Below are 26,084 nucleotides of genomic sequence, written 5' to 3'. Positions count from 1 at the left end.
GAGCTTGCTCACGCGGACGTCACTCCAGCGGGACGGATTTCCGGGACGGATCCCGGAGGTCCGTCCCGTTCGTCAGCCAGCGCTCCTGGAGGGCCTGGGCGCCGTGGACGCGCTTCCAGGCGGCCTCGTTCGGCGTCATGGGGAGCAACGGCAGGAAGTGGACCGGGTCAAGGGGCTCGTCGAGCTCCAGGTCCTCGACCAGACCGCCCGGCTCGGCGACCAGGACCGACGTGAACGGAGCGCCGGGCCACAGCGGTTCGCCCACGTCGAGCGAGGCGCCCGGAGCCACGACCACACCCTCGACCTGCGGGGACGCGGCGAGCACGGCGAGCGGGCGGAGCACCTTGCCGGTGTCGGCGAGCCCCGACCGTACGGACAGCAGCAGTTCGGCGCGCGGACCCTTCACGGGGTCGGCGAGCATCGCGGTGGGGTCGCCCATCGGCTGGGCCGACATGCCGAGGGTGGCGTAGCGGACGACGTCCCCGTCGGTGAAGCGGAGCACCTCGATGCGGTCCGTACCGAGGAAGGTGACCGCGGCGCGCGCGTCCGGCTCGCCCAGCGCGCTGCGCAACCGGGCCTCGACCAGAGGAAGAACATCTGCCATGCCGCGAGCATAGAACTCGTCAGTACCGGGCAAAGCAGCGCCTTGACACTTCGGCCTGCTGGTACTCTGGCCCGGTCGTCAGGGCAGCACGCTGAAGCGTCGCGCATCGAGTCCCTACGCCTGTGAGACTCCCTTGCGGGAATGGATCGTCCCTTACGAGGGACCGGCCGGAGGAGGTGGGGCTGTCATGGATCGAAGTCGACCTGGTAGTACCACTCGTTCTTCCGGCCGCTGATGCAGCTCTGTGACTTTCGGCAACCGCCGCCTCTCACGTTCGCGTCTTCGTGCGGAAGAGCACTTCGTTCGTTTTGCCTGATCTGTCTGATCGCCAGCAGTAGCTGAGTCAGTAACGAAGTCCGCCACCGCGATGGTGCGGTGCTCCCCGCTTTGTGGACGTGCCAAACACCCTTCCCCTGCCTCAAGGGCGGGGATACCCCTTGCAGGACGTCCTCATTCCGGGTAGTTCCACCCGTCGCCGGGGCCCTTTGTTGCCCGTCACGAAGGAGCCTGCCATGTCGATGATCCGTGACCTGCGTGCCGCCGTGCGCCCGTCGCGTCCCTCGCTGCGCAAGGACACCGGCGCGTACGACGCGACGCGCGACCCCTCGACGCCCTCCGCCGTCGTCGACTGCGCCGTCTACCGCGACGGCCGGCGCGTGCAGACCGACCTGCAGCTGAGCCCGCACGAGGCGATGCGCCAGGTGCGCCGCGACGGCGGGTTCGTGTGGATCGGCCTGCACGAGCCGAGCGAGGCCGAATTCTCCGGTATCGCCGGGGAGTTCGGGCTGCACCCGCTAGCCGTCGAGGACGCCGTGCAGGCCCACCAGCGGCCCAAGCTGGAGCGCTACGACGACTCCCTGTTCACCGTCTTCAAGACCATCCACTACGTCGAGCACGACGAACTCACCGCCAACAGCGAGATCGTCGAGACCGGCGAGGTCATGTGCTTCACCGGCCGGGACTTCTTCATCACGGTCCGGCACGGCGGCCAGGGCTCGCTCAGGGCGCTGCGGCACCGCCTCCAGGACGACCCGGAGCTGCTCGCCAAGGGCCCCTCGGCGGTGCTGCACTCGATCGCCGACCATGTCGTCGACGGCTATGTCGCGGTCGCCGACGCGGTGCAGGACGACATCGACGAGGTGGAGACCGAGGTGTTCACGCCGGGACGCGGCGGCAAGGTCTCGCGCGGTGTCGACTCGGCGCGGATCTACCAGCTCAAGCGTGAGGTGCTGGAGTTCAAGCGGGCCGTCGCCCCGCTGCTGCGGCCCATGCAGCTGCTCAGCGAGCGCCCGATGCGGCTCGTGGACCCCGACATCCAGAAGTACTTCCGGGACGTCGCCGACCACCTCGCCCGCGTCCAGGAGCAGGTCCTCGGCTTCGACGAGCTCCTCAACTCGATCCTCCAGGCCAACCTCGCGCAGGCGTCCGTCGCCCAGAACGAGGACATGCGGAAGATCACCTCCTGGGCCGCGATCATCGCCGTACCGACGATGGTGTGCGGGGTCTACGGCATGAACTTCGACTACATGCCGGAGACCCACTGGAAGCTCGGCTATCCGGTGATCATGGCGATCACCGGTGTCATCTGCCTGGGCATCCACCGCACCCTCAAGCGCAACGGCTGGCTCTAGGGTGGGCCTCATGACACGTGAGCTGCTCGACCGGGCCCTCGTCGAAGAGGCCACGAAGAAGTCCGGCCTCATCTGGGTCGCGGGACCCGGCGGTCCGGCCCGCGCCCTGTGGCACGTGTGGCACGAGGGCGCCGCGTGCCTGGTCGGTGACGGGCCCGGGGAGCAGCCGCTGCCGGGGCTGACCGACGGGGGCACCGCCGAGGTGACCGTCCGCAGCAAGGACAAGGGGGGCCGGCTGGTCTCCTGGACGGCGAAAGTCGCCGAACTGGCGCCCGGGTCCGAGGCGTGGCAGGCGGCGGTCGGCGAGCTCAAGGGGAAGCGCCTGAACGCCCCGGACGGCGAGGCGATGACAGGCCGTTGGTCGCGCGAGTGCCGGGTGCTCCGGCTGGAGCCGACCGGCGTCACGGCGGCGCTTCCCGACGGCGACCTCGCCGAACCGCCGCTGCCCACACCGGCGACCACGCGCGAGCCGGTCCCGGCCGGACTTCCCCGGCTGCTCCTGAAGCGCCGCAAACGCGGCTAGGACGTCGGCAGCTGCTTGCCGTAGTCCACGGTCTCGTCCTTCTCCGGCTCGGTCAGGGGGAAGTTCTTGCCCCAGGCCGAGAAGGTCAGGGTGCCCGCGCCGCCCGCCCGGGCCAGGCGCAGGGGGTAGGGCTGACCCTCCAGGGAGACGTCCAGCGTGCCGCCGTCGCCCTTGTCACCCGTGATCCGGATCGTGCGGGTACCCGCCTGCTCGTGGTGGCCGTCGGTGTCCAGGCTGCCGTGCAGGGTCAGAAGTCCGTCGAGGAGAACGCCCTTGTCCGTGAAACCGCTGAACTTCTTGTACGCCGGGTCGCCCGACGGCACCTTCACGTACTTGCCGTCGAGCTTGTCGGCGGTCGCGTCCGAGTCGTCGCCCTTGCCGTCGGCCTGCGTCCAGAAGTCCGCGCCGGCCTTCAGATACAGCTCCTCGCCGATCCGCAGCAGCTGGAAGGTGGCTCCCTCCGCGGTGACCGAACCCGAGCCGCCTTCGGAGTTCAGGCGCATGTCGAGTCTGTACGTGCGCCCGCTGGTGACCACGTTCCCCGACAGACGCAGCGCGTGGGCGGACTCGGCGGCCGCTCGCGTCTTCGACTGGATCTGGGCGGCGGGCAGTTTGCCGACCCCGTTGGTGCCGGCGTCGGGGTCCTCGCTGCAGCCCGTCAGGCCCGTTCCCGTCACGACCAGGGCGCACATCGCGCCCACCACAACGGTCCTGCGGGTTCGGCCCTGGGGAATCGCGGTCACAGGTGGGGCTGCCTTTCCGACGAGGGTCCTTCAGCGGCGTACGGCAGCGTACCGGGGCCCCGGGCCCCGGGCGGAGCCAGACCGTCCGGACGCCTCACCAGGCCGTATCCGATCGGTACGGGCTAGCCTTAAGCCCTCCCGAGCGGGCAATCCGGACAACGAACGACGAACGAAACACCCCGTACGCACCCCCGTACGCGGCCTCGTACGCAAAGGAAGCACAGCCATGGCAGCGGGAGCCCCCCGGATCTTCGTCTCGCATCTCGCGGGCGTCGCCGTCTTCGATCCCAACGGCGACCAGGTGGGCCGCGTGCGCGATCTGGTCGTCGTACTGCGCGTGGGGCGCAGGCCGCCACGGGTGCTCGGTCTTGTCGTCGAACTGTCCACCCGGCGCCGCATCTTCCTGCCCATGACCCGGGTGACGAGCATCGAGTCCGGACAGGTCATCACCACCGGTGTGCTCAACGTCCGCCGCTTCGAGCAACGGCCCACCGAGCGCCTGGTCTTCGGGGAGCTCCTCGACCGGCGCGTCACGCTCGTGGAGACGGGCGAACAGGTCACCGTCCTGGACGCGTCGGTGCACCACCTGCCGGCCCGCCGGGACTGGGAGATCGACCGCGTCTTCGTCCGCAAGGGCGGCAAGGGCGGGGCCTTCCGGCGCAAGGGCGAGGCGCTGACCGTCGAGTGGTCCGCCGTCACCGGCTTCACGCTGGAGGAGCACGGACAGGGCGCCGAGAGCCTCCTGGCCACCTTCGAGCAGCTGCGCGCGGCCGACCTCGCCAACGTCCTGCACCACCTCTCCCCCAAGCGGCGCGCCGAGGTGGCCGCGGCTCTCGACGACGACCGCCTGGCCGACGTACTGGAAGAGCTCCCCGAGGACGACCAGATCGAGATCCTCGGCAAGCTGAAGGAGGAGCGGGCCGCCGACGTCCTGGAGGCCATGGACCCGGACGACGCGGCCGACCTGCTCTCCGAGCTCCCCACGGAGGAGCAGGAGCGGCTGCTGAGCCTGATGCAGCCGGGCGACGCGGCCGACATGCGGCGCCTGATGGCCTACGAGGAGCACACGGCCGGCGGTCTCATGACCACCGAGCCGATCGTCCTGCGGCCGGACGCGACCGTCGCCGACGCGCTCGCCCGCGTCCGCAACCCCGACCTCTCCCCCGCCCTCGCCGCCCAGGTGTACGTGTGCCGCCCGCCCGACGAGACGCCGACCGGCAAGTACCTCGGCACGGTCCACTTCCAGCGGCTGCTGCGCGACCCGCCGTACACCCTCGTCAGCGCACTCGTCGACGACGACCTCCAGGCCCTCGACCCGGACGCGACGCTGCCGGTCATCGCCGGGTTCTTCGCGACGTACGACATGGTCGCGGCACCCGTGGTCGACGAGGCGGGGGCGCTGCTGGGCGCGGTGACCGTGGACGACGTCCTCGACCACATGCTGCCCGAGGACTGGCGGGAGACGGAGTTCGACGCGGAGGGGGCCGAGGGGGTGGCCCACCATGACGCCTGAGCGCGAGACCCCGAACCGCGAGCGCGCCGCTTCCCGCGAGCGCACCCCTTCCGGCGCGACGGCGGCCGGCCGTCCCCGCACCCGCCTCGACCAGCCGCGCTCGCCGCGGCGCAGGCTGCTCCCCGAATGGGACCCGGAGGCCTTCGGACGGCTCTCCGAACGCATCGCCCGCTTCCTGGGCACCGGGCGGTTCATCGTCTGGATGACGGTCGTCATCATCGCCTGGGTCCTGTGGAACATCTTCGCGCCGGGCCCGCTGCGCTTCGACAACTACCCGTTCATCTTCCTCACGCTGATGCTGTCCCTCCAGGCCTCCTACGCCGCCCCGCTGATCCTGCTCGCGCAGAACCGGCAGGACGACCGGGACCGGGTCAACCTCGAACAGGACCGCAAGCAGAACGAGCGGTCGATCGCGGACACCGAGTACCTGACCCGCGAGATCGCCTCACTCAGGATCGGCCTCGGGGAGGTGGCCACCCGCGACTGGATCCGCTCGGAGCTCCAGGACCTGGTGAAGGAACTGGAGGCACGGCAGCACGACGGGCATGTCGTATTCCCGGCAGAACGGCCGCACGGGCGTGACGTAGACGACCATTGACGGGGGTGCGGGGGGCGACCGTGACCGCCGTACCATCGTCTGTATGGCTAGCGAAGACGCGGTGCGCGAGGCACTGGCGACGGTGAACGACCCCGAGATCAACCGCCCCATCACGGAACTCGGGATGGTCAAGTCGGTCGACATCGGCGCGGACGGGGCGGTCGCGGTCACCGTGTACCTGACGGTCTCCGGCTGTCCGATGCGCGAGACGATCACGCAGCGCGTGACGGACGCGGTCGCGGCCGTCGAGGGCGTCACGCGTGTCGACGTCACGCTCGACGTGATGAGCGACGAGCAGCGCAAGGAGCTGGCGACGGCCCTGCGGGGCGGTCAGACCGAGCGCGAGGTCCCCTTCGCGAAGCCGGGGTCCTTGACCCGCGTGTACGCGGTCGCCTCCGGCAAGGGCGGCGTCGGCAAGTCCTCGGTGACGGTGAACCTGGCGGCGGCCATGGCGGCGGACGGCTTGAAGGTCGGTGTCGTGGATGCCGACATCTACGGCCACTCGGTGCCCCGCATGCTGGGCGCCGACGGCCGCCCCACCCAGGTCGAGAACATGATCATGCCGCCGTCGGCGAACGGTGTGAAGGTCATCTCCATCGGCATGTTCACCCCGGGCAACGCACCGGTGGTGTGGCGCGGCCCGATGCTGCACAGGGCTTTGCAGCAGTTCCTCGCGGACGTCTACTGGGGCGACCTGGACGTCCTGCTCCTGGACCTCCCCCCGGGCACGGGCGACATCGCGATCTCGGTGGCCCAGCTGGTCCCGAACGCGGAGATCCTGGTGGTGACGACCCCGCAGCAGGCGGCGGCCGAGGTCGCCGAGCGCGCGGGCTCCATCGCGGTCCAGACCCACCAGAAGATCGTCGGCGTGGTCGAGAACATGTCCGGCCTGCCCTGCCCGCACTGCGGCGAGATGGTCGACGTCTTCGGCACGGGCGGCGGCCAGACGGTCGCGGACGGCCTGACGCGGACCACGGGCGCGACGGTCCCGGTCCTGGGCTCGATCCCGATCGACGTCCGCCTGCGCGAGGGCGGCGACGAGGGCAAGCCGGTCGTCCTGACCGACCCCGACTCTCCGGCGGGCGCTGCGCTGCGGGCGATCGCGGGGAAGCTGGGGGGACGGCAGCGGGGCCTTTCGGGGCTGTCTTTGGGGATCACTCCCCGGAACAAGTTCTGAACAAGTTCTGAGGCACACGCGATAAAGCGGGGTCCCACGGGCCGGGTAAGGTCCGTGGAATGCCGAGAGTCAAAGTCAGCGTCATCGTTCCCGTCTACAACACCGGGAAGTACGTCGACGAGTGCGCACCGTCGCTCCTCGGGCAGAGTCTGCCCGCCGACGAGTACGAGGTCGTCTACGTCGACGACGGCTCGACCGACGACACGCTGACCCGGCTGGAGAAGATCGCCGCCGCGCACCCGAACGTCCAGGTCCACACCCGGCCGAACTCCGGCTGGCCGGGCGCACCCCGCAACCTCGGCATGCGGCACGCGCAGGGCGAGTACATCCAGTTCGTCGACCACGACGACACCCTCGGGCCCGAGGCCCTGGAGCGGCTGTACGAGCACGCGAAGCGGAACGACGCCGATGTGGTGCTCGGCAAGATGTCCAGCACGATGGTGCGGCCGCGGCGGCTGTTCCGGCACACCGTGGACGCCTGCACGATCGAGAACGACGAGCTCATGCAGAGCATGTCGCCGCACAAGATGTTCCGGCGCGCCTTCCTCGAGGAGCACGGACTGCGCTTCCCCGAGGGCCCCTGGATCCTGGAGGACCTGGCCTTCGTCAGCGCCGCCTATCTGAAGGCCGAGCGGATCTCGGTGCTCGCCGACTACCCCTGCTACTACTGGATGAAGCGGGACGACGGCGGCAACAACACCCAGCACCGCTTCAACCCGCGCCACGGCTTCTGGTCCAACTGCCGCACCATCGTGCGCCAGATCAAGGACGGAACGCCTCCGTCCGACGACGTCGACGCCCTGCAGAACCGCCTCCTGCACCGCCTCTACCACGTGGAGATCCTCTCCCGCACCCGCGAACCCGAGATCCTCCGCGAGGACCCCGCCGAGCAGCGCGAACGCTTCGAGGCGGCACGGAAGCTTGCCGTCGAGGAGTTCCCGGCCGCCGTCCGGGAAGGGCTGCCCACCGTGTCCCGCCTCCGCGCCGAACTCCTCGAACGCGGGGACTTCGACGGGGCCGTGGCCCTCGCCGAGCGCGTCCGTGAGGTCAAGGCCCGCAGTGCCGTCGGCGGGCTGCGATGGGGCGACGGCAGGTTGGTCGCCGACGTCACGCTGGACCTGTTGCGCGGGGACGGCGAGCCGCTGGTGCTCGTCGAGCGGGACGGTAAGCGGTGGCTGGACCCGGAACTCCTCGCCGGGGTGCCGGGGGCCGAGGACGGCTGGGAGGTGCGCGATCCGTTCCGCCTGGCGTACGCCGAGCTGGTGGTCAAGGACCGCGACCGTGAGGACTGGTGGTACCCGGAGGGTGATCTGGAGGTACGGCTCGAGCCCTGCGGCGAGGGGCGCTCACGGGTCGTCGCGTCCGGGCGGCTGAGCCTCGATCCCCAACGGCTCGCGGGCGGGCGGCCGCTGGAGCGCGGGGTGCACGACGTGTGGGCGTACGTCCAACTGCTGGGCGTCGACCGGATGGTCCGCCTCACCGGCGACGGCACCCCGGGGGCCCCGGCCGCGGAGCCGGCGCTGACCGGCGGCCGGCTCGCGCTGCCGTACTGGACGGGCAGCGGCCAGCTCGCCCTCGACGTGGACCAGCGCCAGCGCAGGCTGGGCTCCGACACGGCCGCTGCCGCCGCGGCGAACTCCGGACGCGGGGAGCGGTCGCTTCCGCTGCCTTTCATCGCGGCGACGGACAGTGGCCCGGCTCGCCTCAAGGTCACCGTGTCCGCCCTGACGGTGGACGCCGAGCTGGTCCCCGGCGAGGGCGGCACCACGGCCGTGCTCCGGCTCCCCGCCCGTCTCAAGCTCCCGGCCGGACGCCACCCGGTCAGCCTGCCGAAGACCGACGCCCCTCTCGCCCACGCCGTCGTCCGCGACGGCGCCCTGCTGCGGCTGGAGGGCCCGGCCCACGAGGCCGGCACCGGACGCCGGCTGCTCGACGCGGTCGCCGACAACCGCCAGGTCCGGCGGGTACGGCGACGCCTCGGCCGATAGGACGGCCGACAGGCCGGTCATGGGGCACCGCACGGGCCTGCGGTGCCCCTGGGCGCGCTACGCGTACGCCGAGATGTCCTTGATCATCGCGAATCCGAGCCCGTACGCGCTCATGCCTCTCCCGTACGCCCCCACGTGCACCCCTTCCTGTGTGGAGCCCGCGAGCACCCAGCCGAACTCCGACTCCCGGTAGTGGAACGGCGCTGGCACGCCGTCCACCGGAAGGGACAGGGTGGACCAGTCGGGTCCTTCGAGGTCGTCCGCCAGGACCCAGGCCGTCTCGGTCTGCTGGTCCAGCCAGTCGTCGCGCAGGGAGTGGTCCATCTGCCCGGGCCAGGTGAACGACAGCAGCCCCACCCCGGCCAGCCAGGCGGCGGAGGAGACCGACGTGGCCTCCAGCAGTCCCGTGCCGTCCGCGCTCCTGCGGGACGGGTTCGCGGCGACGGTCACCACGACCGCGAACTTCTCCTTCGGCTCCCCCGTGGAGCCCGCCTCGTTCTTCACCGAGGGCTCGTCACCGTGGCCGATCGACCCGTGCTCGACGGCCCCGTCGGCCGACGTGCCGACCTGCATCAGCCAGCGCGGCCCCGTGAAGGCCTCGTCGAGGCCGTACCAGGGGAAGGGCGCCTGAAGGTAGCCGTCGACCGTGCGCCGGGCGGAGGGAACCTGCTGGCCACCCTCCGCGGCCGGCGCCTGCGCGACTGCCCCACTCGTCGTCTCCATGTGCCGGACGCCTCCTACTAGCTCTCGTCGGACCGGACCGGCCCGCCCCCCTTCGGGCGGCGTCGCTGGTTCGCGTACGGCCCGCACAACAACTCGGCAGCATAGCCACACCGCTCCGAGCTGCGCGGAAACCACCCGACGCGCGGGGCGCACGAAGGGTGGCTTCAGGGCGTACGAGGGCCCTACAGGGGCCGTTCGAGGTGAGAACGCGATATGAAACGCGTCACGTACGACGGGAAAGGGCGCCCGCGAGCTCAACTGCTCGGCAGGCGCCTTCCGGTGGGGCGTACGGCTCAGGTGGCGTCCGCGTCGAAGGGCGGGCGGTCGTCCTTGCCGGGCTCCTCGGGCTTCTTGGTCATGTCGATCCGGCCACCGGAGGAGGACGGGGACGGCGAGGTGTCCGTGCCGTGCACGGAGTCGGTGACCTCGGCCATCTCCTTCTTCAGGTCGAAGCCGTTGCGGATCTCCTTGAGCCCCAGCTCGTCGTTGTCCAGCTGCTTGCGGATGAACGTCTTGGGGTTGAGGTCCTCGAACTCGAAGTCCTTGAACTCCGGGCCCAGCTCCGAGCGGATGTCCTGCTTGGCGCTCTCCGAGAACTCGCGGATCTTGCGCACGGTCCGCATGACGTCCTGAATGACCTTCGGGAGCTTGTCCGGACCGAAGACGAGCACGGCGAGGACAACGAGCGTGATCAGCTCGAGCGGTCCTATGTCATTGAACACCTGAAGCTCCTTGCGATGTCCTCGGTCCTCGGCCCTCGGTGGTCTGTGCGGTCTTCCGTGGTCCGGGCCGGGTCCACGGTACCTGGGGATCCCGTACGACCGGTACCGTCCCGAGGGCGCCGAGTCCGTGCGGGTGGGCGGTTTTCCGGGTTGTTTGCCTTGTGGAGCGGGATTCCGGGGCACCTCTATGAGGTTTCTGTCAATCGCTCCATTGCCGGTCCACTGCCGGCCCAGTGCCGTCCTCCGCCGGTCCTCTGCCCGTCGTCCGCCGAACCTTTGTCGGACCTTTGTCGATTCTCTCGGCCTTTCAGCCGCCGTCCGAGGATCCGAGGACCAGCGAGAGTTTCCTTTCCCCGCCGTCGCGCTTCAGGGTGAGCTGCAGGCGGTCGCCGGGGCGGTGGGCGCGGGTCCTCACGATGAGTTCGTCGCCGGAGTGGATACGGCGGCCGTCGACCGCGGTGATGACGTCGCCCGCCCGGAGTCCGGCCCGGTCGCCCGGACCGCCATCGGTCACGGCGGGTCCGCCGTCGCTGCCTTTCGTCCCTATCCGGGCGCCGTCGCCCGTGTAGTCCATGTCGAGGGTGACTCCGATGACGGGATGGGTCGCCCTGCCGGTGTTGATCAGTTCTTCCGCGACCCGCTTGGCCTGATTGACGGGAATGGCGAAGCCGAGACCTATCGAACCGGCCTGTCCGGTCCCGGAGCCTGTGCCGTCGTCGGCGGAACGGATGGCGGAGTTGATGCCGATGACACGGGCCCGGGAGTCGAGGAGGGGGCCGCCGGAGTTGCCGGGGTTGATGGGGGCATCGGTCTGCAGGGCGTCGACATACGACACGTCGCTCCCCTCCCCGCTCTCGCCTCCGGCGGTGACAGGCCGTTCCTTCGCGCTGATGATCCCGGAGGTCACGGTGCCCTCCAGGTCGAAGGGGGCGCCGATGGCGACGACGGGGTCACCGACCTGGACGCTGTCGGAGTTGCCGAGGGGCATGGGCCGCAGCCCGCCTACACCGCTCACCTCGACGACGGCGAGGTCGTAGCCGCTGTCCCGCCCCACGACGGTGGCCTCGGCGGTGTCCCCGCTCTGAAAGGTCACCGATATCTCGCCGCCGGCGCCGGCCGGCTCCACGACGTGGTTGTTGGTGAGGATGTGACCGCGCTCGTCCAGCACGAACCCGGTCCCGGTCCCGGACTCCTCGGCCCCCCTCACATGCAGGGTCACGACGCTGGGCAGCGCCCTCGCGGCGATCCCGGCGACCGTGCCGGGCGCGCGCCCCGCGGGCTCCTCCTCGGCCTGCGGCAACGCGACGACGTCACCTCCCACGCCGTTGCGCTCGAGATAGGCCCCTACGACCCCGCCGATCCCGCCCGCCACGAGCGCGAGCAGGAGAGCACCGAGGAGAAGCACCCGCCGCGCTCGGCGACGCCGGGCGCCCTCGGTGTCGACCGCGGCACTGGTCTGCTGGAGGGGGGCGGGGACGGGGGCCCAGGGGTCGTAGTTCTGCCAGGGGTTCGGGGTGGCCGACGCCGGGGGTGAGACTGGGGGCCGGTCGGCTGGGGGCGCCGGGGCGGCCGCAGGGGGCTGGCCGGGCGCGTCGAGGTGCGGCGCCGGGGCCGGGGCTTGGACCGGGGCTGGGACCGGAGCCGGGGCGTCACACGGCGGCACCGGTACGTCGGGAGACAGTGCGGACCTGGGTGTGTCGGGCCCTTCCTGCGGTGCGGGCGTCGGGGAGCCGTGGGGCGTCGGGGGTGCGGGTATCGCTGTGCCCCGGCCCTCTGGCACCTCCGGCATCTCAGGCACCTCCGACCCCTCCGGCACCTCAGGGCCAGGCATGCCGTGAGGCGGCGGCACGGAGCTGGGCACTGCCGTGGGCGGTGCCGGTATCCCGGTGCCGTGCGTCGCTGTGGTCGTCGGCGGGTGCTGGACCCGCGGGGCGGGGGCCCAGGGACCCGGTACGCCATAGGGCGGAGTGCTGGAGGAGTCGTAGTCCTGCGGCGGCTCGGGCCGGTCCTGCGGGCCTTGCCCTTCACCGAGCGGCACGCCCACTCTGCGCGGCCCCGGAGGCCTCAGCTCGAAGTCGTCCGCGGCCGCCGGCCCGTGCGTCCCCGCACCGGACGCCCGATCTTCCGGTGGCCCGAGCAAGAAGTCACCGTCGGACCCCGTCGGGCCGGTCCCCGGCGAAGCCCCCTCGGCCGGCCCGGAAACCGCCCTCGGCTTGCCCTCGTCCATGCTCCCCCCACAGGTGACCGGCCGCGGTGCGCGGCACGTCGACCTGTCTGTGGATTCAACCAGGTTCGGGCGCCGCGGAGCAGGGCGCCGGTCAGCGGGCGGAGCTGGGGGGAGTGGGCGCTGACGTGGTGGGGGGAATGGACGCGGCGAGGAAGCCGGCGGTGGTGGGGTCCGGCGGTGTGGACAGGGACGTCAGGGTGAGCGGCGGGCTGGCGCTGAGCGGACGTATGAGTGGCGACATCGCGGCTGCACCGGCGACGACGGGCGCCGTCAGGGCGTGCAGGGCCGCCTCCTGCACCTGGGCGGGGATGCCCGGCAGCAGCGGGGCGGACGCGGTGGTCGGGGCGACCGGTGTCTCACCCGTCGTCCGCTGTCCCTGGTCCTGCGTGAGCAGCGGACCCACGCCACGGCGGCGCTGGTTCTCCGGCACCGCGGCTCCCGTGCCCGCCGTGCGCGCCGGTGTCACATTGCTGCCGGCCCCTCGGGCGTCGGCGTCGCCCGGTACCCCGGTGGTGACGCCGCCCAGCGCGATCGCGGCCAGCGACACCGCCCCGGCGGCGACGACCGCGAACCGCATGCCGCGCGAGGCCGAGCGGTCGGTCTCGTGGCGGCTGACGTCATGGATACGGAAGCCCCGGCCCGAGGAGGGCGGGAGCAGCGCGGCGTGCGGGCGGGCGGGGACGTAGTCGAACGCGAAGCGCTCGCCACGTCTTACGCCGAACGCTCCGGTGGTGCCGGGTCGCCCCGGCAGTCCTCCGAATCCTCCCCCGTCGAACGGTGAGCTGTCGCCGTCGTCGGGATCACCTCCCGGCAGCCCTTGGAGGCGGGCCAGGAAGCTCTCGGAGGGCGGGGGCGGAGCGGCCTCCGCGAAGACGTTCTTCAGGCGGCGCTGGGCGTCCGCCTCCGCCTTGCACTTCGGGCAGGTGGCGAGATGCGCGAGGACACGCTCTCGCGTGGCGTGACCGAGCTCGCCGTCCACCAGGGCGGCGAGTCGGTCTCCCAGATGCTGTTCCGCGAGGCTCCCCTCGCCGGGTTTGGGCAGTGATCCACTCACGCGGACGCGCCCCCTCCCCCCAGCGCGGGGACCCGGGCCATGAACGAGCGGCGCTCGGCACGGGCCTCGGGTGAGCGGTGGGCAAGGGCCTTGCGCAGCTGGGACCGGCCGCGGTGGATCCGCGAGCGGACCGTGCCGAGCTTGACGCCCAGGGTCGCGGCGATCTCCTCGTACGACAGCCCCTCGATGTCGCACAGGACGACCGCGGCGCGGAACTCCGGCGCGAGGGTGTCGAGGGCCTGCTGGACGTCCGCGTCGAAGTGGGCGTCGTTGAAGACCTGCTGGGGTGACGGCTCGCGGCTGGGCAGTCGCTCGGCCGCGTCCTCGCCGAGGGCGTCGAAACGGATGCGCTGCTTGCGGCGGACCATGTCCAGGAAGAGGTTGGTGGTGATGCGGTGCAGCCAGCCCTCGAAGGTGCCCGGTGTGTACGTGGACAGCGAGCGGAAGACGCGGACGAAGACCTCCTGTGTGAGGTCCTCGGCGTCGTGCTGGTTACCGGTGAGGCGGTACGCGAGGCGGTAGACGCGGCCGCTGTGCGTGCTGACGATCTCCTCCCAGGTGGGCGGAGTCCACGCCTGCCCGTCCGCGTCGGTGGCAAAGGTCGCGGTCTGGGCGTAGTCGCCGGCGTGGCTGTTGTCAGCGGTGTCGTTCACGGATCTCGGCCTGCCCGCCGATCCGAGGAAGCGCCGCAGCACTCCCCCACGATCTCCAGGCGCGGCCGCACCTCCCCTGTCGGCTCTGGTTGTCTCCAGTGGAGCCCCTACCATAGCCACCTCGCCCGTTAGCTCCGGATAAGCGGTTTTACGAGAATTTGATCTGGGCTGGTACCACTCGGTCCCCTGCGTCAGCAGTTGCTCGAGGGCCCGCTCGGCTTCGTGATCCAACTGTGTCCCCCCGGGTGCGTCTCCACCCCTCTAAACGCCCGGTCCCATCTGCGGGTTCCCGACGGCAACGGATACAGTCACGCCCAGGCAACCACGGGGCAAGGAGAGGGTCATTACCGGCAACCGGCAGACGAACTGGGCGTTCGCCGACGCCTACGTCGCCGAGGACGAAGTCCTGAGCTGGGCCCGGGACCGGGCCCGTGAGGCGGGACTGCGCTCGGTGTCGCCCGGCGCGGGCGCGGCGCTGCGGTTGCTGGCAGCCTCCGTGGACGCCAAGGCGGTCGCCGAGATCGGCACCGGCACCGGCGTGTCCGGCATTCACCTGCTGTACGGCATGCGCCCGGACGGGGTGCTGACCACCGTCGACCCCGAGCCGGAGCACCAGCAGTTCGCCCGCCAGGCGTTCCGCGCCTGCGGCTTCGCCAGCAACCGGGCCCGCTTCATCCCGGGCCGCGCCCTGGACGTCCTGCCCCGTCTCGCCGACGCCGGCTACGACCTCGTCTTCTGTGACGGCGACCGGCAGGAGGTCATGGACTATCTCGCTGAATCGTTGCGCCTGCTGCGCCCCGGTGGCCTGGTGGTCTTCGAGGGCGTCTTCGCCAACGGCCGCACGGTGGACTCCGGACCGCAGCCGACCGAGGTGCTGCGCCTCAGGGAGCTGCTGCGGGCCGTACGCGAGAGCCAGGAACTGGTGCCGTCGCTGCTGCCGGTGGGCGACGGACTGCTCTGCGCGGTCAAGCGCTGAGCCGTTGAGGGCCGTACGGCCATTCGGGGGACCGCCCGGGCAGACCTCTGCCCCGGCACCTCAAAAGATGCCGGGGCAGCCGAAAGGGTATGGTCGCTTCCGCGTCAGCCGACGACCTTCTTGAGGGCGTCACCGAGCGCGTCGGCCTCGTCAGGCGTCAGCTCGACGACGAGCCGACCGCCGCCTTCGAGCGGAACGCGCATGACGATGCCCCGCCCCTCCTTTGTCACCTCGAGCGGGCCATCGCCCGTCCGCGGCTTCATGGCCGCCATGCTCGTTCCCCTTCCTGAAACCAGCTCATCGTCAAAGCCGACAGCCCTGGGAGGGCACGCGCATCCAAGAAGGGACACACGCCACCGGCATCGAACACATTGCTTCCCAGCCATTATCCCGCATCGCAGGACCCGATGACCAACATCAGTCGGCATCGCTTGGGCAACGCGCGCGAGCAAAACCACTCAATTCGGCGATGTGGCTGCGATACTCCGCCGCCGCGCCGATCCCAGCCGCTCGTAAGCGCTCCGTAATTCTTTGACGCAGGTCACACGTCCGGTCCGGTCCGCGGACCGCGATCTCCGCCATGCTGTCCTCGGACATCGGATGCAGCGGACACACCGGAGGGGATACGCCATGGCCGACACCGTGCTCTACGAGGTGCACGACGGGCTCGCGACGATCACGCTGAACCGGCCGGAGGCGATGAACGCGCTGAACATCGCCACCAAGGTCGCGCTGCGGGAGGCCGTGGAGTCGGCGGCCTCGGACGACGCCGTACGGGCCGTGCTGCTCACCGCCGCCGGGGAGCGGGCGTTCTGCGTGGGGCAGGACCTCAAGGAGCACATCGGGCTGCTCGCCGAGGGCTCCACGGAGGTCATGAGCACGGTCAGGGAGCACTACAACCCGGTCGTGCGGGCCCTGACGGAGATGCCGAAGCCGGTGGTGGCCGGGGTGAACGGGGTCGCGGCGGGCGCCGGCTTCGGGATCGCGCTCGCGGCGGACTACCGGGTGGCGGCGGACACGGCCGCGTTCAACACCTCCTTCGCGGGAGTGGCGCTGACCGCGGACTCCGGGATCTCGTGGACGCTGCCGCGGGTGGTGGGGCCGGGGCGCGCCGCCGACCTGCTGCTCTTCCCGCGGACCATGTCGGCCCGGGACGCCCATGATCTGGGGATCGTGAACCGTCTCGTGCCGTCCACCGAGCTGCCGGCGGAGGCCGAGAAGGTGGCCCGGGCGCTGGCCGAGGGTCCGACGGTGGCCTACGGCGCGATCAAGGAGTCCCTGGCGTACGCGCTGTCGCACAGCCTGGCGCAGACGCTGGAGAAGGAGGACGAGCTGCAGACGCTCGCGGGCGCCTCCGAGGACCACGCGATCGCCGTGCGGGCCTTCGTGAACAAGGAGACGCCCAAGTACCTGGGCCGGTAGGGCGGCTCAGCGGCTCCTGGCGACGCAGGTCTCCAGGTGGTCGTCCACCAGTCCGCACGCCTGCATCAGGGCGTACGCCGTGGTCGGGCCCACGAACCGCAGGCCGCGCTTCTTCAGGGCCTTGGACAGGGCGGTCGACTCCGGGGTGACCGCGGGGACGTCCGCCAGGGTCCTGGGGACCGCGTGCGAGGTCGGGGCATGGGACCAGATCAGCTCGTCCAGCTCGCCCGGGGACCATTCGGCCAGCACGCGCGCGTTGGCCATCGTCGCGTCGACCTTGGCGCGGTTGCGGATGATTCCAGGGTCGAGCAGCAGGCGGTCGCGGTCGGCCTCGCCGAACGTGGCCACCTTGGCGATCTCGAAGCCCGCGAAGGCGGCGCGGAAGCCCTCACGGCGGCGGAGGATGGTGATCCAGGACAGGCCGGACTGGAAGGCCTCCAGGCTGAGCCGTTCGAAGAGGGCGTCGTCGCCGTGGACCGGGCGGCCCCACTCCTCGTCGTGGTACGTCACGTAGTCCGGGGTGGACAGCGCCCAGGGGCAGCGCGGAGCGCCGTCCGGGCCGGTCAGGGCGGTGCCGTCGCTCACTGCTGCTCCCCCTGGCCGTGCTCCGGCTTGTGCAGGGCGACGTGGGCCGCGGCCTGGGCGCCGGCCAGCGCGGACTCCAGGTCGGCGATCCGGGCGTCCCGCTCGGCGAGCTCGGCGCCGAGGCGGCTGAGCGCGTCGTCGACGTCCGCCATGCGGTAGCCGCGGGCGGTCAGCGGGAAGCGCAGGCTCTCGATGTCGGCGCGGTTCACCGGCCGGTGCAGCGGCAGCGGGTCCTGGAGCCGCTCGGGAGCGACCTCCGGCAGCGGGCCGTCGCTCTCCCCGCCGCCCACCACGGCGAGCGTCACCGCGGCGACCACGACCGCGAGCGCGATGACCAGGAACAAGAACATAACCATCGCTGAGGTCCCCAGGGTCCCTGCCGGCGGCCGGCCACCGGCGTCGAATGTGTCAGGGTCCGATCGTGCCATGCGAGTCTGACAGTTAGGGTCGCAGGCGGCCGCAGACGCCGAACACACAGACGGACGAAGTGAGGTCACAGGGGATGCTCAGGCTGGGCAGGCGTGAATTCGACGCGTACGAGCCGGTGATCATGGCGATCGTGAACCGGACCCCCGACTCCTTCTACGACCGGGGCGCCACGTTCCTCGACGAGCCCGCCCTCGCGCGCGTGGAGCAGGCGGTGGCCGAGGGGGCCGCGATCATCGACATCGGCGGGGTCAAGGCCGGGCCGGGCGAAGAGGTGTCCGCTGCGGAGGAGGCCCGGCGGACCGTCGGGTTCGTGGCGGAGGTGCGGCGACGGTTCCCGGACGTGATCATCAGCGTGGACACCTGGCGTGCGTCCGTCGGCGAGGCGGTGTGCGAGGCGGGGGCGGACCTGCTGAACGACGCCTGGGGCGGGGTCGATCCGGGGCTGGCCGAGGTCGCCGCGCGGTACCGGGTCGGGCTCGTGTGCACGCACGCCGGGGGCGCGGAGCCTCGTACGCGGCCGCATCGGGTGACGTACGAGGACGTCATGGCCGACATCCTGCGGGTGACCGTGGGGCTCGCCGAGCGGGCGGTCGCGCTGGGGGTGCCCCGGGAGTCCGTGCTGATCGATCCCGGGCATGACTTCGGGAAGAACACGCGGCACAGCCTGGAGGCGACGCGGCGGCTCGGGGAGATGGTGGAGACCGGGTGGCCCGTCCTGGTGTCGCTGTCCAACAAGGACTTCGTGGGCGAGACCTTGGACAAGCCGGTGAAGGAGCGGGTGGTGGGGACGTTGGCGACCACCGCGGTCTCGGCCTGGCTGGGGGCTCAGGTGTACCGGGTGCACGAGGTGGGTGAGACCCGGCAGGTGCTGGACATGGTGGCGTCCATCGCTGGGCATCGGCCGCCGGCGGTCGCGCGTCGGGGGCTGGCGTAGGGAGTTCTTCGCCCCCGCCGCCCCTACCCGTCCCTCCCCCAGAGGGGGGACCCCCACCAGGGGCTGCCGCCCCTTCGACCCCGCTCCCAGGGGCTCCGCCCCCGGACCCCCGCTCCTCAAACGCCGGAGGGGCTGAATCCCCCCTCCGGCGTTCCAAGCCCTCGCAAGGGCTACCGCCCCGCCTCCTTCGACACCAGCGCCACCGCCTCGTCCACGTCGTCCGTCACGTGGAACAGCAGCAGGTCCTTCTCCGACGCCTTGCCCTGGGCGATCAGGGTGTTCGTGAGCCAGTCGACCAGTCCGCCCCAGTACTCGCTGCCGAAGAGGACGATCGGGAAGCGGGTGACCTTCTGGGTCTGGACGAGGGTCAGGGCCTCGAAGAGTTCGTCGAGGGTGCCGAGGCCGCCGGGCAGGACCACGAAGCCCTGCGCGTACTTCACGAACATCATCTTGCGGACGAAGAAGTAGCGGAAGTTGAGACCGATGTCGACGTAGGGGTTGAGCCCCTGCTCGAAGGGGAGCTCGATGCCGAGGCCGACCGAGGTGCCGCCCGCCTCGCAGGCGCCCTTGTTGGCCGCCTCCATGGCGCCGGGGCCGCCGCCGGTGATCACGGCGAAGCCCGCCTCCACCAGGCCCCGGCCGAGCCGCACGCCCGCCTCGTACTCGGGAGAGTCCGCCGGTGTCCGCGCAGAGCCGAACACGCTGATGGCGGGCGGGAGTTCGGCGAGCGTGCCGAAGCCCTCGATGAACTCCGACTGAATGCGCAGGACGCGCCAGGGGTCGGTGTGAACCCAGTCCGAGGGGCCGCCCGCGTCCAGCAGGCGCTGGTCGGTCGTGCTCGCCGTGACCTGTCCCCGCCTGCGGAGGACAGGTCCCAGGCGCTGCTCCTCCGGCGGCTGCTTCTTGCCCTCGGGGTTCCCGGTAGCCATGTGCGCTCCCTCCGCTTGCCTGGTCTTTCCATCTCAGCCTAGATCTACGCGGGTTACGGAGGGGGGACGTCCGCGTGTCCGCCATGAAGCGCCCCTCGGCACACCGCCCTTTTACGACGTCAGCCAGGCCCGCAGCCGCGACTCCGCCTCCGGGATCAGCGAGGCCTTCACCCGCTCGTCCACCTTGTGCGCGAGCAGCGGCTGACCGGGGCTGTAGTTCACCGCGGGCACGCCGAGCGCGCTGAACCGGGACACGTCCGTCCAGCCGAACTTGGGGCGGGCGACGCCCCCGACCGCGGCCATGAAGGCCTGGGCGACGGGATGGGTGAGGCCGGGGCGGGCGCCGCCGGTGTGGTCGTCGACGGTGAACTCGTCGACCCCGCAGTCCGCGAAGAAGTCCCGCACGAAGGCCTCCGCCTCGGCCTCGCCGCGGTCCGGCGCGTAGCGGAAGTTGACCGTCAGGGTGCAGGAGTCGGGAATGACGTTCGTGGCCACACCGCCCTCCACCCGCACGGCGTTGAGACCCTCGTGGAACTCCAGCCCGTCCACCACCGGCTTGCGCGGCTCGTAGGCCGCCAGCTTCGCGAGGGCGGGGGCCGCCTTGTGGATCGCGTTGGACCCCATCCACGCGCGCGCGGAGTGCGCCCGCTCTCCCTTGAACGTCAGCAGCACCCGCAGCGTTCCCTGGCAGCCGCCCTCGACTTGGTTGTCCGTCGGCTCCAGGAGGACCGCGAAGTCGCCCTCCAGCCACTCGGGGTGGGCCTCGGCCACCTGCCCCAGGCCGTTGAGGTGGGCCGCGACCTCTTCGTTGTCGTAGAAGATGAAGGTGAGGTCGCGGTTGGGCTCCGGGACCGTCGCCGCGATCCGCAGCTGGACCGCGACCCCGGACTTCATGTCGCAGGTGCCGCAGCCCCAGAGGTAGCCCTCGTCGTCTAGCCGGGAGGGGACGTTGCCCGCGATGGGGACCGTGTCGATGTGGCCGGCGAGGATGACGCGTTCCGGACGGCCGAGGTCCGTGCGGGCGACGACGTTGTTGCCGTGCCGGTCGACCGTCAGGTGCGGCAGGGCGCGCAGGGCGGTCTCGATCGCGTCCGCGAGGGGCTTCTCGGTGCCGCTCTCGGAGGGGAAGTCGACGAGCTGCGCGGTGAGCCGGGCTGCGTCCAGCGAAAGGTCAAGAGGGGTGTCGGCCATGCTCCCGACCCTAACGCCCCGCTTGCGCGGCCTCACGGTCCCCGTCGGGCACAGACGTCCCAGTACTCTCCAGTATCTTGTCCGGATGCCAGAGCCGTTGCCCCCTACTCGCAAGCGCCGTGGCCGCCTCCTCCGCTTCGGGGCGGCCCTCGTGGTCCTGTGCGCGGTCGCCGGTTACCTCGTGGTGCAGTACGTCACCGGAGGCACCGACGGACCGAGCTGCAGAGTCGTCTCGGACAAGGCGGACGGGCCGTCGTACGAGTTCACGCCCGAGCAGGCGGTGAACGCGGCGACGATCACCGCCGTCGGCACCGGGCGCGGGCTGCCCGAGCGGGCCGTGGCGATCGCGCTCGCCACGGCGCTGCAGGAGTCGGGGCTGCGCAACATCTCGCACGGCGACCGTGACTCGCTCGGACTGTTCCAGCAGCGGCCCTCGCAGGGCTGGGGCACCCCGAAGGAGATCCTGGACCCGACGTACGCGGCGGCCGAGTTCTACAAGCACCTGGTCAAGGTGCGCGGCTACCAGGATCTCCCGCTGACCGTCGCCGCCCAGCGGGTGCAGCGCAGTGGCTATCCGGAGGCGTACGCCAAGCACGAGCCGGACGCCGAGCTGCTGGCCGCCGCCCTCACCGGCACCGCGGCGGCCACCCTGACCTGTGACGGCCGCCAGGAAGCCACCCGGGCCGCTCAGGACACCGCCCAGGACACCGCCCAGGCCGCCGCCACGGGCCCGGACGGGGTGCGGTCGGCTCTCGTACGGGACTTCGGGCGCGACGCGCTGGAGACGGCCGCGGCGGAGGTGGGCGGCAAGGCCGCGCCGAGCCCGGAGCCCAGCACGCACGACACGCGCACCGTGACCCTTCCCGTGCGCAAGGACACCCGCCCCGGTTCCGACCGCAGCCTCCGGGAACGCGGCTGGCAGCTCGCCCACTGGGCCGTCGCCAACTCCTCGGCGCTGCGCATCGAGCGGGTCTCGTACGCCGGGCGGCAGTGGACGGCCGGGAGCACCGACAGCGAGTGGCGTACGGCGGGCGGCGAGGACGGCACGGAGTCGGTGCGGATACTGACGGCACGCTAGTTCGGATGATCACCCGGGAGGGTCTCGTCCGGCCACCGCCGGAGCGGGTGTGCGCAGGTTTTCGTCACCTCACCCCCTTATCCGCGAAATCCCTTGCGAACACAGGGCGACAAGGATTCGGCGGACTTTCAGACCGGAAGCTTTTTGCCCGTTTTTATCCGCAGGTGATAATGCGACGCATTACCAACTCTTTACATTGCGCGTCCGCAACCTTCGACGGCTTCGAGCGGTAGTCACGGCGTCCTAGCAACGTTTCCTCCGTCGAAGGAGCAACATGTCCCTCCCCCTGACCCGCAGGATCGCCCGTGCCGCGCTGCTCGTCGCTGCCGGAGCGGCCGCCGGGGTCGGTGCGGCCGGCTCCGCCAGTGCGGCCCCTGCCGCGCTGCCCGCCACTCCGAACCTCGGCGGGCTGACCGCTCTGGACGGGGCGCACGTCGGCAACACGGTGGACGGCACGGCGCAGAACCTGACCGGGACCGCGGGCAAGACGGGCGGCAAGGCCGTCGAGAAGGCGGTGCCGTCCGCGGGCAAGGCCGGCGGCAAGGCCGTGAAGAAGGCGGCGCCGGTCGCGCAGAAGACGGCGGGCGAGGCCGCGGGCTCCGCCGGGGGTGTCCTCGGTGACACCACCTCCACCGCGACGAAGGGCGGCCTGCCGACCGACTCCGTCACCAAGGGCGGCGGCCTGCCGTCGGCTGACACCCTGCCGGTGAAGAGCCTCCCGCTCGGCTAGTACCCCGCGCATACGGCGAAGGGGCCCGGGGAACTCCCCGGGCCCCTTCGGCGTGTCCGGTCGCCGCATCCGGAGCAGGTCACGCCAGTCGCTCGACCGCCGTCCGCACCCGCTCGTCCGTCGCCGTCAGCGCGACCCGTACGAACCTCTCGCCCGCCGCGCCGTAGAAGTCGCCCGGGGCCACCAGGATGCCCAGGTCGGCCAGGTGGGCGACCGTCGCCCAGCAGGACTCGTCCCGCGTGGCCCACAGGTAGAGGCTGGCCTCGCTGTGCTCGATGCGGAAGCCGTGGTGCAGGAGGGCCTCGCGCAACAGCGACCTGCGAGCCGTGTAGCGCTCGCGCTGTTCGCGGACGTGGGTGTCGTCGCCGAGGGCCGCCACCACCGCGGCCTGCGTCGGCGCCGGGGTCATCATGCCGCCGTGCTTGCGGATCTCCAGGAGGGGCGCCAGGACGGCCGGGTCACCCGCGAGGAAGGCCGCGCGGTAGCCCGCGAGGTTCGACCGCTTGGACAGCGAGTGGACGGCCACGATGCCGTCGTAGGAGCCGCCGTTGACGTCCGGGTGCAGGACCGAGACCGGGTCGGCCTCCCAGCCCAGCTCCAGGTAGCACTCGTCGGAGAAGACCAGGATGCCGTGGGACCGGGCCCAGGCGACGATCCTCGTCAGCTCGTCCTTGGACAGCACCTTGCCGGTCGGGTTGGACGGCGAGTTGAGCCACAGGAGCTTCAGGCCCGCCGGGTCCAGCTCGGTGGGGTCGTCGTAGACCTCGTGGTCGGCCCGGGCGAGGCGCGCGCCGACCTCGTACGTCGGGTAGGCCAGGCGCGGGTACGCGACCCGGTCGCCGGGGCCGAGGCCCAGCTGGGTGGGGAGCCAGGCGACGAGTTCCTTGGAGCCGACGATCGGCAGCACGTGGCGGTGGGTGACCTCGCGGGCGCCCAGGCGCCGCTCCACCCAGCCGGTGATCGCGTCACGCAGGGCCGGGGTGCCCCAGACCGTCGGGTAGCCCGGGGAGTCCGCCGCGTCGATCAGCGCCTTCTGGACGAGATCGGGGACCGGGTCGACCGGGGTGCCGACCGACAGGTCGACGATGCCTCCGGGGTGCGCGGCAGCCGTCTTCTTGTACGGCTCCAGCTTGTCCCAGGGGAAGGTGGGAAGGCGGTCGGAGACTGCGGACACGGCGTCGGGCTCACTTTCGGGTCGTACGGGAAACACGTCGGTCCCGCAGGCCGGGATCGGGGGCGATCAGGCCGTACGGGACCGAGGCGACACGGAAAGGTGCCGTCTGATCAGGCCTGCGGCGGCAGCGCGGCGATGAACGGGTGGTCCCGCTCGATCAGACCCAGCTTGCTGGCGCCGCCGGGCGAGCCGAGCTCGTCGAAGAACTCGACGTTCGCCTTGTAGTAGTCCTTCCACTCGTCCGGAGTGTCGTCCTCGTAGAAGATCGCCTCGACCGGGCAGACCGGCTCACAGGCACCGCAGTCGACGCATTCGTCCGGGTGGATGTACAAGGACCGGGAGCCCTCGTAGATGCAGTCGACCGGGCACTCCTCGATGCAGGCCTTGTCCTTCACGTCGACACAAGGCTGCGCGATGACGTAGGTCACGCTGTCGTTCCTCCTCCATAGGGCGCTGGCGGGCCTCCTCAGGCTCCGCCGCCTCGCGCGCGGGAGCGCGGCGTCGTCGATGCCCGCCCCTAGTATCTCCGTTCCTGGGCATGATCCGAACAGGAGGGGTGAACTGACCTGTGGAAATCTCCGCCGCGGGGCGTCTCATCGTCCGTATCTCCGCAGCTGACGTGGGCAAACGGGTATCCGTGCGGTGCCTGGACGAAACCGGCGGCACCGGGGAGAAGTTCACCGACACGGTGGGTGTTCTCACATCATGGGACGACGGTGTGCTGATGATCACGCGCCGGGACGGTCAGAGCGTCCGCATTCCGGAGTCCGCGCTGGTCGCGGGCAAGGTCGTGCCCGCCGAGCCGGCCCGCCGCCGAGGGCCTGCCGCCTCGTACGAGGAGCTGGCCCGGATCACCGCGCGCGGCTGGCGGCCCGTCGAGAGCGAGTGGCTCGGCGAGTGGGAGCTGCGCGCCGCCTCCGGGTTCACCCGCCGCGCCAACTCCGTCCTCCCGCTCGGCGACCCCGGCCTGCCCCTCGACGAGGCCCTGACCGCCGTACGACGGTGGTACGGCGACCGCGGTCTGCCGGCGTACATACAGACCGCGACCGGCGCCGCGGGCACGCAGGAGGTGCTGTGCGCCGAGCTGGAGGAGCGCGGGTGGACGCGAGAGGTGACGGCGGAGCTGTGGACCGGGGCGCTGGCGCCGGTCGCCGACCGGTCGCCCGACGAGGAGGTGCTCCTGTCCCGGGAGGCCGACGACGCCTGGCTGGCGCGCTATCAGCGCAAGGGGGTGAGCGAGGTGGCGCTGCGGGTCCTGAACAGCGGCCCGTCGGTGTGGTTCGCCACCGTTCCCGGTGAGGGGGCGCCGGCCGCGATCGGGCGGTGTGTCGTCGACGGGCGGTGGGCCGGGTTCGCGGCGGTCGAGGTGGATCCCGCGCTACGGCGACGGGGGCTGGCCTCGACCGTGATGGCGGCCCTGGCACAGCGCGCCCTCGACGAGGGGGCGTCGGCCGCCTGGCTCCAGGTCGAGACGGACAATGCCGGTGCGCGGGCCCTGTACGAGCGGATGGGGTTCGCCGCGCACCACGCCTACCACCACTACCGCGAGCCGGACGTCTCCGGCGGGGCCCGGTGGTAGCGATCGCCGTGAAAGGGCACGAGCCTGCTATGCGTCCCCCGTTTCCCCCCTCGCCCGATCGTTCCGCCGAGCTCCGGAGGCGGTTCGCCGAAGAGGCGCGGTCCGAGCGGCCCGATCTGTCCGCGCTGTGTCTGCTCCTGGGGGCGGAGGGCGACGGGGCGCTCGACGAGGCCGGCATCGACGCGGCCCAGATCGAACTCGACGCGCTGGCCGGACAGCTGCCGTTCCGGCCGGGCGGGCCGCGGTCGTGGGCGGTGTCGTTGCGGGAGCTGCTGGGCGACCGGTGCGGGTTCCGCGGCTCCGCCGCGGACTATCAGCGGCTGGAGTCCTCGTTGCTGCACGAGGTGCTGGTGCGGCGGCGCGGGTTGCCGATCCTGTTGTCGGTGGTGTGGATGGAGGTGGCCCGGCGGGCGGGAGCTCCCGTGTACGGGGTCGCTCTGCCGGGGCATTTCGTGGTGGGGTTCGGGCCGCCGGAGGAGCAGGTGCTGGCCGATCCCTTCGACGGGGGGAGGGTGTTGAGCGGGGGTGACGCGGAGGTGCTGGTCGCCGGGGCGACGGGGGGTTCGCTGGATCCGTCGATGCTGGGTCCGGCGGATCCGTTGGACGTGGTCCAGAGGATTCTGAACAACGTCCGCGCGTGGGCCGCGGCTCGGCCCGAGCGATCCGACGTGGGCCTGTGGGCCGTGGAGTTGGCCCTGCTGCTGCCTTCGCATCCGGCGCGGCTTCGGTATGAACGGGCGCAGTTGCTCGTGCAGCGGGGTGACTTCGTCGAAGGAGCCGGGGAATTGGAGGCCTACGCGGGGGTGGTGGCCGCGGTGGACGAGGCGGCTGCGGGTCGTCTGCGACAGCAGGCACGGGCCGCGCGATCGATGTTGAACTGACCGTTGTGCGGCGTGTGCGG

Annotated in this window: 27 protein-coding genes; 13 read left to right on the top strand and 14 right to left on the bottom strand. The window is 71.5% G+C overall.

Annotated elements, in window-relative coordinates; translation table 11 throughout:
• Positions 1-19: 19 nt before the first annotated feature.
• Entirely contained in the window at positions 20-604 is a 585-nt protein-coding gene (locus H293_RS0120675) for a suppressor of fused domain protein (protein WP_020119757.1), read from the bottom strand.
• Between the two features lie 512 nt (positions 605-1,116).
• Here H293_RS0120675 and H293_RS0120670 point away from each other — a divergent pair.
• Positions 1,117-2,235 carry a magnesium and cobalt transport protein CorA gene (locus H293_RS0120670; protein WP_020119756.1) on the top strand — a complete coding sequence of 373 codons (1,119 nt, stop codon included), beginning with the start codon at positions 1,117-1,119 and terminating at the stop codon, positions 2,233-2,235.
• 10 nt (positions 2,236-2,245) lie between these two features.
• Positions 2,246-2,758, top strand: a complete 513-nt coding sequence (locus tag H293_RS0120665) for a hypothetical protein (RefSeq protein ID WP_020119755.1) — start codon at positions 2,246-2,248, stop codon at positions 2,756-2,758.
• Here the strand turns inward: H293_RS0120665 and H293_RS0120660 are convergent.
• A complete protein-coding gene (locus H293_RS0120660; RefSeq protein ID WP_028808042.1) occupies positions 2,755-3,501 on the bottom strand; it encodes a hypothetical protein in 747 nt (248 codons plus the stop codon). The two genes, H293_RS0120665 and H293_RS0120660, sit on opposite strands and share 4 nt — an antisense overlap.
• A gap of 226 nt (positions 3,502-3,727) precedes the next feature.
• On the opposite strand from H293_RS0120660, the gene H293_RS0120655 reads away from it, so the two are divergent.
• Genes H293_RS0120655 through H293_RS0120640 form a run of 4 tightly spaced genes read left to right on the top strand, consistent with a single transcriptional unit; the run spans position 3,728 to position 8,777 of the window.
• The gene (locus tag H293_RS0120655; RefSeq protein ID WP_020119753.1) at positions 3,728-5,014 is read left to right on the top strand and encodes a magnesium transporter MgtE N-terminal domain-containing protein; all 1,287 of its coding nucleotides are present in this window, start codon (positions 3,728-3,730) and stop codon (positions 5,012-5,014) included.
• On the top strand, positions 5,004-5,612 hold the full coding sequence (locus tag H293_RS0120650; RefSeq protein ID WP_020119752.1) for a DUF1003 domain-containing protein: 609 nt from the start codon (positions 5,004-5,006) through the stop codon (positions 5,610-5,612). Before H293_RS0120655 ends, H293_RS0120650 begins: the two co-directional genes overlap by 11 nt.
• 43 nt (positions 5,613-5,655) lie before the next feature.
• Positions 5,656-6,789, top strand: a complete 1,134-nt coding sequence (locus H293_RS0120645) for an Mrp/NBP35 family ATP-binding protein (RefSeq protein ID WP_028808041.1) — start codon at positions 5,656-5,658, stop codon at positions 6,787-6,789.
• A 59-nt stretch (positions 6,790-6,848) separates the two neighbouring features.
• Complete coding sequence (locus tag H293_RS0120640) at positions 6,849-8,777, top strand: glycosyltransferase family 2 protein (protein ID WP_020119750.1); 1,929 nt, start codon at positions 6,849-6,851, stop codon at positions 8,775-8,777.
• A gap of 57 nt (positions 8,778-8,834) precedes the next feature.
• Here the strand turns inward: H293_RS0120640 and H293_RS0120635 are convergent, their stop codons facing one another.
• The 5 genes from H293_RS0120635 to sigE all read right to left on the bottom strand — a co-directional run bounded on the left by H293_RS0120635 (position 8,835) and on the right by sigE (position 14,198).
• Positions 8,835-9,500, bottom strand: a complete 666-nt coding sequence (locus tag H293_RS0120635; RefSeq protein ID WP_020119749.1) for a hypothetical protein — start codon at positions 9,498-9,500, stop codon at positions 8,835-8,837.
• A gap of 293 nt (positions 9,501-9,793) precedes the next feature.
• The gene (locus H293_RS0120630) at positions 9,794-10,222 is read right to left on the bottom strand and encodes a sec-independent translocase (protein ID WP_020119748.1); all 429 of its coding nucleotides are present in this window, start codon (positions 10,220-10,222) and stop codon (positions 9,794-9,796) included.
• A 307-nt stretch (positions 10,223-10,529) separates the two neighbouring features.
• Positions 10,530-12,449, bottom strand: a complete 1,920-nt coding sequence (locus tag H293_RS0120625; RefSeq protein WP_078612628.1) for a S1C family serine protease — start codon at positions 12,447-12,449, stop codon at positions 10,530-10,532.
• 91 nt (positions 12,450-12,540) lie between these two features.
• Positions 12,541-13,503 carry a zf-HC2 domain-containing protein gene (locus H293_RS0120620; protein ID WP_020119746.1) on the bottom strand — a complete coding sequence of 321 codons (963 nt, stop codon included), beginning with the start codon at positions 13,501-13,503 and terminating at the stop codon, positions 12,541-12,543.
• Entirely contained in the window at positions 13,500-14,198 is a 699-nt protein-coding gene (sigE, locus tag H293_RS0120615; RefSeq protein WP_020119745.1) for an RNA polymerase sigma factor SigE, read from the bottom strand. Before sigE ends, H293_RS0120620 begins: the two co-directional genes overlap by 4 nt.
• A gap of 235 nt (positions 14,199-14,433) precedes the next feature.
• Between sigE and H293_RS0120610 the strand changes: the two genes are divergently transcribed.
• Complete coding sequence (locus H293_RS0120610) at positions 14,434-15,132, top strand: O-methyltransferase (RefSeq protein ID WP_310591900.1); 699 nt, start codon at positions 14,434-14,436, stop codon at positions 15,130-15,132.
• Between the two features lie 104 nt (positions 15,133-15,236).
• Here H293_RS0120610 and H293_RS54985 read toward each other — a convergent pair whose 3' ends face one another.
• Complete coding sequence (locus H293_RS54985) at positions 15,237-15,404, bottom strand: DUF3117 domain-containing protein (protein WP_003966491.1); 168 nt, start codon at positions 15,402-15,404, stop codon at positions 15,237-15,239.
• A 358-nt stretch (positions 15,405-15,762) separates the two neighbouring features.
• Between H293_RS54985 and chcB the strand changes: the two genes are divergently transcribed.
• Positions 15,763-16,554: a 2-cyclohexenylcarbonyl CoA isomerase gene (gene chcB / locus H293_RS0120600; protein WP_020119744.1), complete on the top strand. Its 792-nt coding sequence runs from the start codon at positions 15,763-15,765 to the stop codon at positions 16,552-16,554.
• Between the two features lie 6 nt (positions 16,555-16,560).
• Here chcB and H293_RS0120595 read toward each other — a convergent pair whose 3' ends face one another.
• Both H293_RS0120595 and H293_RS0120590 read right to left on the bottom strand, forming a co-directional pair.
• Positions 16,561-17,139, bottom strand: a complete 579-nt coding sequence (locus tag H293_RS0120595) for a DNA-3-methyladenine glycosylase I (RefSeq protein ID WP_020119743.1) — start codon at positions 17,137-17,139, stop codon at positions 16,561-16,563.
• Positions 17,136-17,495, bottom strand: a complete 360-nt coding sequence (locus H293_RS0120590; protein WP_028808039.1) for a DivIVA domain-containing protein — start codon at positions 17,493-17,495, stop codon at positions 17,136-17,138. Before H293_RS0120590 ends, H293_RS0120595 begins: the two co-directional genes overlap by 4 nt.
• A 146-nt stretch (positions 17,496-17,641) precedes the next feature.
• Between H293_RS0120590 and folP the strand changes: the two genes are divergently transcribed.
• Positions 17,642-18,502 carry a dihydropteroate synthase gene (gene folP / locus H293_RS0120585; protein ID WP_020119741.1) on the top strand — a complete coding sequence of 287 codons (861 nt, stop codon included), beginning with the start codon at positions 17,642-17,644 and terminating at the stop codon, positions 18,500-18,502.
• A gap of 170 nt (positions 18,503-18,672) precedes the next feature.
• Here the strand turns inward: folP and H293_RS0120580 are convergent, their stop codons facing one another.
• Both H293_RS0120580 and dapE read right to left on the bottom strand, forming a co-directional pair.
• Complete coding sequence (locus H293_RS0120580; RefSeq protein ID WP_020119740.1) at positions 18,673-19,431, bottom strand: LOG family protein; 759 nt, start codon at positions 19,429-19,431, stop codon at positions 18,673-18,675.
• A gap of 111 nt (positions 19,432-19,542) precedes the next feature.
• Positions 19,543-20,622: a succinyl-diaminopimelate desuccinylase gene (dapE, locus tag H293_RS0120575; protein ID WP_020119739.1), complete on the bottom strand. Its 1,080-nt coding sequence runs from the start codon at positions 20,620-20,622 to the stop codon at positions 19,543-19,545.
• An 85-nt stretch (positions 20,623-20,707) separates the two neighbouring features.
• Here dapE and H293_RS0120570 point away from each other — a divergent pair, with 85 nt between their 5' ends.
• Positions 20,708-21,700, top strand: coding sequence for a heavy metal transporter (locus H293_RS0120570; RefSeq protein ID WP_106968358.1), 993 nt, complete (start codon positions 20,708-20,710; stop codon positions 21,698-21,700).
• Between the two features lie 274 nt (positions 21,701-21,974).
• A complete protein-coding gene (locus H293_RS0120565; RefSeq protein ID WP_020119737.1) occupies positions 21,975-22,430 on the top strand; it encodes a hypothetical protein in 456 nt (151 codons plus the stop codon).
• Between the two features lie 79 nt (positions 22,431-22,509).
• Here the strand turns inward: H293_RS0120565 and H293_RS0120560 are convergent, their stop codons facing one another.
• Both H293_RS0120560 and fdxA read right to left on the bottom strand, forming a co-directional pair.
• Complete coding sequence (locus H293_RS0120560) at positions 22,510-23,604, bottom strand: bifunctional succinyldiaminopimelate transaminase/glutamate-prephenate aminotransferase (RefSeq protein ID WP_020119736.1); 1,095 nt, start codon at positions 23,602-23,604, stop codon at positions 22,510-22,512.
• 110 nt (positions 23,605-23,714) lie between these two features.
• Positions 23,715-24,032, bottom strand: a complete 318-nt coding sequence (fdxA, locus tag H293_RS0120555; RefSeq protein WP_007384503.1) for a ferredoxin — start codon at positions 24,030-24,032, stop codon at positions 23,715-23,717.
• 140 nt (positions 24,033-24,172) lie between these two features.
• On the opposite strand from fdxA, the gene H293_RS0120550 reads away from it, so the two are divergent.
• Together H293_RS0120550 and H293_RS0120545 are read left to right on the top strand one after the other, a co-directional pair.
• The gene (locus H293_RS0120550; RefSeq protein ID WP_020119735.1) at positions 24,173-25,183 is read left to right on the top strand and encodes a GNAT family N-acetyltransferase; all 1,011 of its coding nucleotides are present in this window, start codon (positions 24,173-24,175) and stop codon (positions 25,181-25,183) included.
• Between the two features lie 29 nt (positions 25,184-25,212).
• A complete protein-coding gene (locus H293_RS0120545) occupies positions 25,213-26,064 on the top strand; it encodes a transglutaminase-like and tetratricopeptide repeat-containing protein (RefSeq protein ID WP_020119734.1) in 852 nt (283 codons plus the stop codon).
• The last annotated feature ends 20 nt before the right edge of the window (positions 26,065-26,084 follow it).

The sequence above is a fragment of the Streptomyces canus 299MFChir4.1 genome (genome assembly GCF_000383615.1).
GTDB classification, from domain to species: Bacteria; Actinomycetota; Actinomycetes; order Streptomycetales; family Streptomycetaceae; genus Streptomyces; species Streptomyces canus_C.
The sequence above is the reverse complement of the archived record's forward strand: the minus strand, read 5'-3'. Positions and strand labels throughout refer to the sequence as shown.